Source organism: Citrobacter sp. Awk 4 (assembly GCF_028069725.1).
Lineage (GTDB): Bacteria > Pseudomonadota > Gammaproteobacteria > Enterobacterales > Enterobacteriaceae > Citrobacter_D.
In genome coordinates, this window is sequence record NZ_JANEWG010000084.1 from 1 (window position 1) to 11,427 (window position 11,427).

The 11,427-nt window shown below is 51.6% G+C and carries 10 protein-coding genes; 2 read left to right on the forward strand and 8 right to left on the reverse strand.

Annotated elements, in window-relative coordinates:
- Positions 1-316: 316 nt before the first annotated feature.
- From NNO04_RS21485 to NNO04_RS21505, 5 genes are all read right to left on the reverse strand, one after another.
- Positions 317-4,087 (reverse strand): peroxidase family protein, encoded by a 3,771-nt coding sequence (locus tag NNO04_RS21485; RefSeq protein WP_271446387.1) that lies wholly within the window; start codon positions 4,085-4,087, stop codon positions 317-319.
- 651 nt (positions 4,088-4,738) lie between these two features.
- Entirely contained in the window at positions 4,739-5,416 is a 678-nt protein-coding gene (locus tag NNO04_RS21490) for an SMI1/KNR4 family protein (RefSeq protein ID WP_271446388.1), read from the reverse strand.
- Between the two features lie 220 nt (positions 5,417-5,636).
- Positions 5,637-5,915 (reverse strand): pentapeptide MXKDX repeat protein, encoded by a 279-nt coding sequence (locus tag NNO04_RS21495; RefSeq protein WP_271446389.1) that lies wholly within the window; start codon positions 5,913-5,915, stop codon positions 5,637-5,639.
- A gap of 29 nt (positions 5,916-5,944) precedes the next feature.
- Complete coding sequence (locus NNO04_RS21500; RefSeq protein WP_271446390.1) at positions 5,945-6,715, reverse strand: molybdopterin-dependent oxidoreductase; 771 nt, start codon at positions 6,713-6,715, stop codon at positions 5,945-5,947.
- Between the two features lie 10 nt (positions 6,716-6,725).
- Complete coding sequence (locus NNO04_RS21505; protein WP_271446391.1) at positions 6,726-7,325, reverse strand: cytochrome b/b6 domain-containing protein; 600 nt, start codon at positions 7,323-7,325, stop codon at positions 6,726-6,728.
- Between the two features lie 141 nt (positions 7,326-7,466).
- Here NNO04_RS21505 and NNO04_RS21510 point away from each other — a divergent pair, with 141 nt between their 5' ends.
- Together NNO04_RS21510 and NNO04_RS21515 are read left to right on the forward strand one after the other, a co-directional pair.
- Positions 7,467-8,189: a response regulator transcription factor gene (locus NNO04_RS21510; RefSeq protein WP_271446392.1), complete on the forward strand. Its 723-nt coding sequence runs from the start codon at positions 7,467-7,469 to the stop codon at positions 8,187-8,189.
- The gene (locus NNO04_RS21515; RefSeq protein WP_271446393.1) at positions 8,186-9,658 is read left to right on the forward strand and encodes a sensor histidine kinase; all 1,473 of its coding nucleotides are present in this window, start codon (positions 8,186-8,188) and stop codon (positions 9,656-9,658) included. Before NNO04_RS21510 ends, NNO04_RS21515 begins: the two co-directional genes overlap by 4 nt.
- A gap of 197 nt (positions 9,659-9,855) precedes the next feature.
- Here the strand turns inward: NNO04_RS21515 and NNO04_RS21520 are convergent, their stop codons facing one another.
- The 3 genes from NNO04_RS21520 to NNO04_RS21530 all read right to left on the reverse strand — a co-directional run.
- The gene (locus tag NNO04_RS21520) at positions 9,856-10,179 is read right to left on the reverse strand and encodes a DUF1889 family protein (RefSeq protein ID WP_162379448.1); all 324 of its coding nucleotides are present in this window, start codon (positions 10,177-10,179) and stop codon (positions 9,856-9,858) included.
- Positions 10,180-10,420: 241 nt separating this feature from the next.
- Positions 10,421-11,203 (reverse strand): siderophore-interacting protein, encoded by a 783-nt coding sequence (locus NNO04_RS21525; RefSeq protein ID WP_271446394.1) that lies wholly within the window; start codon positions 11,201-11,203, stop codon positions 10,421-10,423.
- A 33-nt stretch (positions 11,204-11,236) separates the two neighbouring features.
- Positions 11,237-11,427: hypothetical protein (locus tag NNO04_RS21530; RefSeq protein WP_271446395.1), on the reverse strand; the 191-nt coding region annotated here is incomplete at its 5' end.

The window sequence follows — 11,427 nt, forward strand, 5'->3', positions numbered from 1 at the left end:
TTTATTTACCCAGTTGATTGAGCGTAGCAGTCTGTGACCTCCTTTCCCGGTTTCGTGTTTTTTAACGGGATTCGTTTTCTCACTAAACCGACATTTTACTGCAGCCATCGCCACCAGAATCACCCCGAAAAAGCGAGCATTCTACCTGACTATCAACACGTTGAAGAGTTTATCGACCTGCAGCATATATACAGCAGGCGCCAGCATAAGCATATTAATAACATAACTAAAAAAACAGCATTATAAAGGTGGCTTTCGTTCCCTTAATAAATCCTTTAGTTCTGTTGGCGTATGCTGGCGCGACATCGTCCTCTCCTTATCCGATTAGAATAAAATCATTAATATCGATACTTTTAGAGTTTACGTTTTCTAAAGTAATGACATTGCCATTAATAGAATTGCCGATGGTAATGACGGTACTGCTACCGCCTCCCCCAGCAATCGTGACGTTGCTGGCAAAATTCGCCACACCAATGCCTAACAAACTCAGATCGAGGAGGTCCTGTCCGCCGCCGGGATTACTATCGAAGCCGTTGGTAATACGGTCTCGCCCAAACCCTGCGCTAAAGACGAAGGTGTCATTTCCGGAACCACCTGCCATGATATCAGCGCCCTGGCCACCATCGAGTCTATCGTTACCCACTCCGCCTATCATGTAATCGTTGCCGGCACCGCCCTGAAGGTTATCGATACCGTCATCACCATCAAGGAAGTCATTTCCTGCCCCACCATTTAGTTGGTCGTTTCCTCCCATCCCATACAAAAAGTCATTACCGCTGCCACCGTTGACGGTGTTGGCAATGGCATTCCCTCTGCCAGTGAAAGCGCCTGTCCCGGCGAACACCAGTGTTTCAACGTTATTGGTCAACGTGTAATTTTGGAGGGTGGTCTGGACAACATCCGTCCCACCATTAAGGCCTTCCTTGACACTATCCGCGGCATTATCAACCAGATAAACGTCATCCCCGGCACCACCTGTCATACTATCGGCACCCTGGCCACCCTCGAGTCTATCGTTACCCGCTCCGCCTATCATGTTATCGTTGCCGGTCCCGCCCTGAAGGTTATCGGCACCGTCCCCCCCATCAAGGGCGTCATTTCCGGCCCCACCGTTCAGTTGGTCGTTTCCTCCCAACCCATACAAAAAGTCATTACCGCTGCCACCATTGATGGTGTTGGCAATGGCATTCCCTCTGCCGGTGAAATTGCCTGTCCCGGTGAACACCAGTGTTTCAACGTTATTGGCCAACGTGTAATTGTTAAGTGTGGTCTGGACAACATCCGTCCCACCATTCAGAGCTTCTGTGACAACGTCGCCACTATTATCAACAATATAGGTGTCATTGCCGAGACCGCCCGCCATCGCATCGGCGCCAAGGCCGCCGTTGAGGCTATCGTTGCCACCCCCACCGTTGAGCGTGTCGTTGCCGCCCCCACCATTGAGGACGTCGTCGCCGAGCCCACCATTGAGGACGTCAATGCCGTTCCCACCATTGAGGACGACGTTGCGGTGGACAACGACCGGCGGATTATCGAGCTGACTCGTCCCGAAGATGTTCTCGGGAAGATTGGTCAGGCCCGTGTTGCGTGCCACGATCCCGGCAAAGCCCTGCTCCTCAATGACATCGTAGAGGTCCAGATGCTCCACGCGGTCGAGATAATACAGCCGGTCACCTTCCTGGATCCGGTCAAGTTGCTCGTGGATGATGACCCAGAAGGTCTGGCCAACCACACCACCATTGATGTGCTTCTCGGCGAGTCCGCCAACGAACAGATCAACTCTGTCGATGCCTTTGACGGTGTTTCCGTTGACAAATTTATAGCCCGGATTAGCCGCCAGGAAGTCTGCAATTTGAGCGTCCTCCAGCACGAGGTCTGGATAGGCCTGCTTGAATTGCTCAATTATTGTGTCGCTGAGATTGTTCCGTGCCTGGAAGTCCTCCCACGAACTGTATGGTGTGAGATCGCCGGCAAAACTGACCGCCTCCCTCACATACGGATCGCTAGAGGCCATCAGGTCGGCCCGGATCTGATTCATCGAACCCAGACCGACGTCCCACTCGCGGGCGACGTCGAAGGCGAACACATCAGCACTGGTGCGAATGAGGTCGTTTCGGACAGCATCGACGATATTGACGTCGACTTCTTCCGCTGGCTGGACAACACCACCGGCAATGATCCCGGCGGCACCCAGTTGCTCATAGCCTGGCTTGGGAGAGTAAGGCAATTGCCCGCTGGGTAAGGTGAACGCGCTCGCATCGTTGGTCGGGTTGAGGAACGCGTCGAAGAGTGGTACCTGCGTCGCATTGCCCTGAGCGTCGAGCACCGTCAGCGTCTGCCCTATCAACGAATGACCGAACCGGTAAGCTGCAGTCGCGAACTCGTGGGAGACTCGTGCATCCACTTCCGGATTGTATCCGGCGAAGCCATGATCACCCTCGCCTCTCATGCCACCAAGCAACTTGTCGGCAAAGTCGGTGTAAATAACACGCTGATATTCAGCCTCGTTGATGATCTTGGCGGCCTGGAATAGCTCTTCAGCTGTGCCATCAAATCCGGCTTCGAGCAATCCGTTGACATGAAAGTTATGATTCCGCTCCCAGATGTTGTGGATCGCAGTTAGTGCGATGTTCTCGTTCGCACGTCCATCACCTGCTACGTAGTGGTCGAGCAGGTTGATAAAGGGGTTGGTGTCGAGCAGCAGCGCAAAGCCACTTCCCATGAAATTAGACGTCATGGCAGGAAGCATCGACTTGTTGATAACGCCATTGCTGTCGACCAGTCCGGCGAAATACTCCTGGAAAGTCACGCTGTGGTCGCCCGGCAGCGAGCTGTCAGTGAACAGCGTGTTGTTGTTCCAGTGATGCAGGATCAGTTCGCTCAGCGTGGGCAGCAGCCTGAAATTCGGATTTGAGGGATCCACTCCGCCCTCCAACAGCTTGCCCGTAAACCCGCCCTGTCCGTCGCCTTCGCGCAGGAACAGGCCGACGAGTTCGTTCGAGCCATACGTTTGGTTCTGGTCAGCGAATGGCGATGTCTTATTGAGATGCTGCGGGATGCCATTGGCATCAATGCTGTCAACGGTGCCGCGAGTCAGGTCCGCAGGATTTGGAACCGAGCCCGGAGCGCCAATCTGGATCGTTCCGTTACCTCCCTTACCGAGGAAATCGAGGCCGTGATCGAAGTACTGACCGAAGGCCGTGAACAAACTGTTCACGCCGGCGGCGTTGCCGGAAAGGTTTGCTTCCTGTGTGCCAAGGATATTGCTGATGGCACGCGGATCCAGCCCGGAGAACAGGGGATTGATGTCGCGGTTGTGGGTCGTCTCATTCCAGGCGCCGTAGTGCGCGTCGGTGAGTCGTATGAACGGCTGATCGGCCGAACCATAGTCAAGGTGATCACGGTTATTGCCGGTGCCTTCGAGATCGCGGATCCCGAGCGCATCGTTGTCTTCACCTCCTTCAAGCCCGTTTACCAGATTCTTCAGGTTGGCAACATCACTGGCGTTAAGCGGGAAGGCACCGTCGCCGCCGACATCGTCATCGCCACCACTATCGTCATCGTCATCGTCGTCCTTCGACGTTTCCTTGCTCGCTAAGAGAGTGGGAGCGGTAGGGCTCAACATGGTGTTCATGCCGTCAGGCGCTGTGCTCGTGTCCTGGGTCAGCGTAGAAGACCTGGATCTCGACGCCAGCTCAATAACCTCCTGCGGCGACGGCGCGCCGAACACACCATCCAGACCAGTGTCGATCACCGGATCGGTACCTTTGTTCACTTCAACTGCGGATAAGATGTTGGCGGTCTGGTTACTGATAACCGATCGCGGCGGATCTATAACCGACCATATCCCGGCGTATCCCGCTTGAAACGCGTGATCAAACAAGCGAAGGAAGGAATGGTCTGTGGCCCCAAACTTAACTTGACCTGTGACCAGGTTGTTAAAGCTACCATCGAAGGTACGGACACCGAATGGAAGCAGAGGGTTGGATAGTAAATTGAAGTTGACACTGTCGACATACGCTTGTGCTATAGAAGTTTGCAGGAGGATAAATTTCGGGTCATGCTTATTGACGTCGGCCATGTTCATTTCTCTCCATAATGATTATGAAAGGGCACGAAAAGGCGAAGCCTATACGCGGCACTCGGATTACGCGCCTGGAATTGCTCACTGCGCAAGTAGACAGAGCAGCTCCGAGCTCTGAGGGGCAAACGATCTATATTCCCCCCTTCACTTCACAAAAAGACCCTATGATGGATATGCTCAGCTCCCACTGGAAAATCGCGACGACTTACTTTGCCAAAGTGATAACAGGCTTCAGACAAGCGATCCCCTGATATTTAATAAAGCCAAAAAGCTAACAACCGTCAATAATACACAGAGAAAATGGACCACGGGTATTTAACCGGTCAACGTTGCGCTGATAGCCGCGCTTTAACTATCCAGCAAATACTATAGTTGTGAAATTTTCCATACGAATGTTGAACTAATCATAAATAAAAAATTAATTATTATTATAGCCACGCCAAAATCAATAATATAAAAGTTTATAAAAAAATCATGAAATAATACGTTATTAGTACCGCTTCGTTGACATAGCAAAACCAACTTACATTTACATGTCATCAACATCATAAACGAGGTCTTTATGTGTGCCTGTGGCAATCTCAGCTCCGGACAATTCGGATACCAGAACCTCGCCGGGGGCGAGGTCTACATTGCACAGGTAAGTTCAACGAACTATAGCTCATCTTCTGGTGCGGGTTTATGTAAAAACTCTCTTAACGATAAAGCCAATAATCCCAACCCATCACCCACGACTAAATTGTCTACATAATATCGCCAGTGAAATACATTTTTATAGGTAGGAGAATCAGTCCTCACATCATAAATAATATATGCATCACCATCGTCATCATAATCTGAACCAATGGCAATCAAGCCATCAGGTAGTAATGACCGATGATCATATATTGATTCTTGCAACAACTTTGTTGATGTCACCACGCTATTTGTAGACGATAAGGTAGCCATTACTGCCATCCTGTTTTTTTCGTTGTACCTCGCAATAAAGTTATCTACATGATCTAATGGACTACATGCTTGATCGGCTACTAAATGAATATAATCCTTATATTCATTTGGCAAGTTAATCAACAACGTTTTTTCTACATCAGTGATTTTTTTACTTATCAATAGTGGGTCAGCGATTAAATCTGGTTCATCCACTTCCCATTTCACCAGGTCTTCTTTCTGTATTTTCATACTACAAATTCTCACAATGAATCGCCAGGGATAACGGCTGCGGGTAGTGATATCAAAACATGTTGCCACGCTGAAAACAGAATAGCCACGATCAATAACCTGTTTGGCTACTTCGATCTTAAACGCCGGGGGGGGATAAAACTTATCACTCATGAGCGCCTCTTTTTTTAAGTCATCTTAAATGACTACGAGGTGACGGCTAACCCCATGCCCCTTCCCAAGGATATTCCGGGGAAGTTCCAGTCCGCAATTCAAGAGGCATCGTTCGGAATATTCACTTACTCACGACATTGTGAGGTCCTGATGCTATTGGCCAGAATCTCATAATACAAACCAGGCAGCACTCACTGCGCTGCCTGGTATCCTGGTTACCTTACTGGCCCATGGCGTCTTTTTTACCCATCTCGTCCTTTTTCATGTTGTCCATTTTGCCCATCTCATCCTTTTTCATCTTGTCCATTTTGCCCATTTGGTCTTTCCCCATGTGATCCTTGCTCATGGCGTCCTTGCACATGCTGTCTTTGCACATGTTGTCGTGCGGTTTGGACATGGTGTCTTTCGCCATATTGTCTTTGCTCATGGATTCTGCTGCCTGCACGTTAGCCATAAACAGAGCTGAAAGCACAGTGGCCGCGATAATCATCTTTTTCATGGTGTTGCCTCGTTGTTTACGTTGTTGTATTAACTGCCACCAAACCAGTTGTAACCCTGATCTTCCCAGTAACCGCCCGGGAAACGATTGGTGATTTCAATGACCTGAATATGCTTGGGATTTTTGTATCCCAGCTTGGTCGGGATGCGTAACTTCATGGGATAGCCATATTCCGGAGGAAGGATCTGGTTGTCCCACGTCAGCGCCAGCAGCGTCTGCGGATGCAGCGCGGTGGCCATATCGATGCTGGTGTAGTATTCGTCCGCACAACGGAAACTGACGTATTTAGCGCGCATGTCGGCACCAATCAGCGTCAAAAAGTGACGAAACGGTACACCGCCCCATTTGCCGATGGCGCTCCATCCTTCGACGCAGATATGACGGGTGATCTGGCTCACCTGCTGCATACGGTACAGTTCAGACAGACTCCAGCGGCGGGTGTCGCGCACCAGCCCGCGGATCTCCAGTTGGTAATCGCGGCCATCAATCTGCGGGATATCTTCCGGCCCGTAGAAGGCGTTAAACGGGAAAGGACGGGTAATATCGGCGGGTGTGTATTCCGGCGCCAGATTACGGTCGCTAAACAGAAAACCCTGTACCCGGTCGTTAAAACGAGACATTCGTGACAACACGTTTTCCACATCGGCATTATCGGTGATGTCACAACCGGTCAGCATCATAATGCCGCCGAGCGTCAGTCCCTGACGCAGCAGACGACGGCGCTCCGGGCTCAGTAATTTTTCGGCATCCCTGACCAGGTCCTGGGCATCGCTGTCGGTGAGAAAATGTTTCTTTTTCATGAATATTTCCTTAGCGACCGCGCAGCATCGCCAGCAATGTGCGCGGCACCAGTAGCACCATCAGCAGGTGAATGACGATAAACAGCGCCATTGCGCTCATACAGAAAAAGTGGATATAGCGTGCTGCCTCATAACCGCCGAGTAGTGTGCGCAGTAGCGGAAACTGTACTGATTTCCACAGCACCAGGCCCGATACCAGCAGGCCGATACCATCAATGAGGATCAGCAGGTAGGCGATTTTTTGCACCATGTTGTACTGGCGCAGGTCGGCGTGCTGTAGCTTGCCGCGCAGCGCCTGGGAAAGCGTCTCTTTCAACTGGTACCATGACAGCGGAAAAAATTGGCGCCGAAAACGCCCGCTCACCACGCCCAGCGAGAAATAGACCGCGCCGTTGATAATCAGTACCCACATCAGGGCGAAGTGCCATTGCAATGCGCCGCCGAGCCACCCGCCCAGGGTGAACTGCGCTGGAAAGGTAAAAGGAAATAAAGGAGAGGCGTTATAGATGCGCCAGCCGCTAAACAGCATGCCCGCAATGGCCACCGCATTAACCCAGTGACAGCAGCGCAGCCACAGCGGGTGTACCGGTTCTGAAGGTGATGATTGCATGGTGCGCTCTCCGTGAAAAACATGAGCGCATCATGACGGTTTTATGATCACCACATCCTCACCAAAGTTTAAATAAAATGTGATAACTCGCCGTGCCTGGCTGCGGTAAGCTTTTACTAAAGACATCGTGGGTGAATAGCTATGAGTAATGCAAAGAAAATACTGCTGGTTGAAGATGATCGCGATATCGCCACGTTGCTGCAACTGAATCTGCGGGATGAGGGGTACCACATTACCCATGAAGCAGACGGTGCGCAGGCCCTGGCGTTACTCGAAAAACAGGTTTGGGATGCGGTGATCCTCGATCTGATGCTACCCAATGTTGATGGCCTGGAGATTTGCCGTCGCATCCGTCAGATGGCTCGCTACCTGCCGGTGATCATCATCAGCGCCCGCACCAGTGAGACTCACCGCGTGCTGGGACTGGAAATGGGCGCGGATGATTACCTGCCAAAACCCTTTTCTGTGCTCGAGCTTATTGCCCGCGTCAAAGCGCTGTTCCGCCGCCAGGAAGCCATGGGGAAAAATATCCGCCTGGAAAGCGGCATGCTCGCTTGTCATGGCCTGGCTCTCGATCCCCTGGCGCGCGAGGTGCGTCTGCGCGGTGAACTGATTGATCTTACTCCGCGTGAGTTTGACCTGCTGTATTGGTTCGCCCGTCATCCAGGCGAAGTATTTTCCCGCCTGTCGCTGCTGGACAACGTCTGGGGCTATCAACATGAAGGGTACGAGCATACGGTGAATACACACATCAACCGCCTGCGTATCAAAATTGAGCGTGACGCCGCCGAACCCGAAATCATCCTTACGGTCTGGGGCAAGGGTTATAAATTTGCCGTCGATAAAGCGGAGCCGCAGCCATGATTCGTCGCCTGACGTTGAGCCAGCGGTTGACGCTGGTGTTTACCGCTATTTTGCTGCTCTGCGCCGCTGCCGCATGCAGTGTTCAGCTTTACAGCAGCAGCCAGTATGGCAATGCGATGGTACAGCGTTTATCGGCCGGGCTGGCGCAGCAAATCGTCATCAGCGAACCCCTCCTGGACAAGGGTGGACAGGTTAACCGCGAAACGTTGAAAACCCTGTTTGACCGATTGATGACGCTGAATCCCAGCGTGGAACTCTATCTGATCTCGCCAAAGGGAGAGTTGCTGGCTGATGCCGCTCCGCCTGGACACCTGAAACGCCAGCACGTCGATACCGCGCCGCTGCAAAAGTTTCTCGCTGGTAACGCCTGGCCTATTTACGGTGATGACCCCAGAAGCTCTGATAAGCAAAAAGTGTTCAGCGTGGCGCCGATTCGTCTGGACGGCGAGTTGCGCGGGTATCTGTATATCATTTTGCAGGGCGAAGAACTTAACGCTCTCGCCGATGCTGCGTGGCAAAAGACACTGTGGAATGCCTTGTTCTGGTCACTACTCCTCGTGACCCTGTTTGGTCTGTTGGCGGGAATGCTGGTCTGGTATTGGGTTACGCGCCCGGTAAAACAGCTGACGGCTGATGTCAGCAGGATAGAGCAAGACAGCATGAGCGCCATCAAACAGCTGGCATTGCAGGAGCCGGACCCGCAGCCAGGTAATGAGGTGGCGGTGTTGCGAAATACCTTTATTGAGCTGGCGCGTAAAATTGCCTGCCAGTGGGATCAACTGTCCGATAGCGATAGGCAGCGCCGTGAGTTTATCGCCAATATCTCCCACGATCTGCGTACGCCATTGACCTCGCTCCTCGGGTACCTGGAAACGTTGTCGATGAAAGCGGATACGCTGTCGCCGGAGGATAACCGTCAGTATCTGGCGATAGCCCTACGCCAGGGGCATAAGGTGAGACATTTATCCCAGCAACTTTTTGAACTGGCGCGCCTTGAGCATGGTGGTATCAAACCCCAGCTGGAGCGTTTTGCTATTGGCGAACTGATTCAGGATGTGGCGCAGAAATTCGACCTGACGATAGAAACCCGACAACTGCAGTTACAGGTCGATATGCCGCACTCCCTGCCGCTGATTAACGCTGACGTCTCGATGATCGAGCGCGTCGTCACGAATTTACTGGATAACGCCGTACGCCACACGCCACAGGGAGGCGCTATCCGGCTGAAAGTGTGGCAAGAAAATGCGCAGTTGCAGGTGGAGGTGGCCGACAGCGGGCCAGGGGTGGAAGAGGAGATGCGCGAGCAACTGTTCCAGCGACCCTCAGCACTCAGCCAAAAAGCGTCGCGCGAGGCGCGGGGCGGATTGGGCCTGCTTATCGTGCGCCGGATGCTGGAGCTACATGGCGGCGGCATCCGCCTGATGGACGCTGCACCCGGTGCCTGTTTTCGTTTTTTTGTGCCCTTATGATGTAGGGGAGAGTGGCGTGCGCTGGATTTCCGCGACGTGTTTTTGCACCAGGATTTCGCGCACTCACGCAAGAGGATACCCATCATTTTCTTTCTGATGGGTCATACAGACATTGAAACAAGAATACCGTGCAAAGGGATGCTCCCGCATCGGAGGCGAGAGCATCAGGAAAAGTTGATTATGGGAGTAGGTTCAGCCTATACCAGAGCCTGCAGTTGCTCACGCATATAGGAAGAAAAATATTCAGGGTTTTTGATCAGCACACGCTCTCCGGACGCAATTTTTTCAGCCCATCCAGCCACTTTTTTGGTGAATTCGGCGTTCCACCCCTCCTGTTCGCCGCGTGCAGTAATCTCGGCCGCGCTAGCTGGCACACCTAACTCATTTAAATATTTCAAAATTCCCTTAGTGGTACTTTCATCCATTGAGTCTGGAGCGGCGACGGATGTATTCATACCGTTAATAAAATCCAGTGCTTTCTCAATTGCTGTTGGCATGCTCTTATCCTTAAAATTAACCACGTAAAATTCACACCTACACTATGACCTTAAACCGATCTTAATATCAAAGAAATCGTTAAATTTATGTCGGTTTACGCGGTTCATTCCCTGGTTTCTGTTTTATTGGTACGAAACGGTACCCGTGCTCTGGCGATGCCGTTTCTATGCTGATAACACCAACGTAACACGCGTGCGGATTGTCAATCTGTCCGTGGCCTTCAGCCCCTTATGCATCCGTTGCTAAGGCGCTATTACTGATGAATTAATCGAGCGATGACTTGTTGTGCCAGTAGGCTGCAGCCCGCACCAGATGGGGATCGAAAGCGCCGGTATCGAACCGCTGACTGAGGTTTTTGACAACCTTCCCTTCGCCGGTGATCCAGATGAAATAATCATCCGCAGGTATCGAAAGCTGGGACAATCGCGCATCCACCGCCTGCTCGTCCTGACCCACAAACCACTCAATCGCGAATCCATCAAGATGGGAGAGGTAATCCTGATAATCTGCGTTTTGCACACTGACCAGCGCCGTGACATTCGGGCGTACAGTCAGACGGCCGATCGCCTCCAGACGGCGACGCAATGCAGGCATTCCCGATTCATCACAAACATAAACCTGGTATGCGTAATCTTCTGGCACCACCAGCGACCCACGCGGCCCGCCAATCGTGAGCGTATCCCCCTCGCGGGCCTGCTTCGCCCAGTTGCTCGCCACCCCGCCATCATGGAGATAAAAATCCAGCGCCAGTTCATGGCGCACCTCATCGTATAGCGGTGTGTAATCACGTGCTGTCGGACGAACGCCATCTGCCCAGACGATACCTTCGTCAGTCACCGTCGGCGGCACAAAGCGGCTGCCCGGTGCCGGAAAAAAGACCTTGGTATGATCGTCAAATCCCTGAGAGCTAAAGCCTTCCAGAGCATCGCCACCCAGCACAATACGCTGAAAACCCGTGCTGATCCGTTCAACACGCAGGACGGTCAGTTCGCGAAAGCGCAGTTCATTACGAACGCGCTGCGGATAGCGTGAGGTTTTTTTTGTCATTCTTTTCGCCTTCGTGAGTGAATTACGATATATCTAAATCAATCGTCGCAAATGATAATGATTGTTAATTGGAAATATTGCAAGAGTTTTTTTGATATAGCAACAATCCATGACCCCGACACCAAAAACAAAATAAACACCAATAAAATCAACACACTGAAAATCAATCAATCTATTAGCTTGCACAATAAAAATATTTAGATATAAATTAGATATATCTAAAC

What these genes read in the sequence shown, in the direction of transcription:
- NNO04_RS21500 (WP_271446390.1), bottom strand. Translation starts at nt 6,715, where the DNA reads ATGAAAAAGAAACATTTTCTCACCGACAGCGATGCCCAGGACCTGGTC.
- NNO04_RS21510 (WP_271446392.1), top strand. Translation starts at nt 7,467, where the DNA reads ATGAGTAATGCAAAGAAAATACTGCTGGTTGAAGATGATCGCGATATC.
- NNO04_RS21525 (WP_271446394.1), bottom strand. Translation starts at nt 11,203, where the DNA reads ATGACAAAAAAAACCTCACGCTATCCGCAGCGCGTTCGTAATGAACTG.
- NNO04_RS21495 (WP_271446389.1), bottom strand. Translation starts at nt 5,915, where the DNA reads ATGAAAAAGATGATTATCGCGGCCACTGTGCTTTCAGCTCTGTTTATG.
- NNO04_RS21485 (WP_271446387.1), bottom strand. Translation starts at nt 4,087, where the DNA reads ATGAACATGGCCGACGTCAATAAGCATGACCCGAAATTTATCCTCCTG.
- NNO04_RS21515 (WP_271446393.1), top strand. Translation starts at nt 8,186, where the DNA reads ATGATTCGTCGCCTGACGTTGAGCCAGCGGTTGACGCTGGTGTTTACC.
- NNO04_RS21490 (WP_271446388.1), bottom strand. Translation starts at nt 5,416, where the DNA reads ATGAGTGATAAGTTTTATCCCCCCCCGGCGTTTAAGATCGAAGTAGCC.
- NNO04_RS21505 (WP_271446391.1), bottom strand. Translation starts at nt 7,325, where the DNA reads ATGCAATCATCACCTTCAGAACCGGTACACCCGCTGTGGCTGCGCTGC.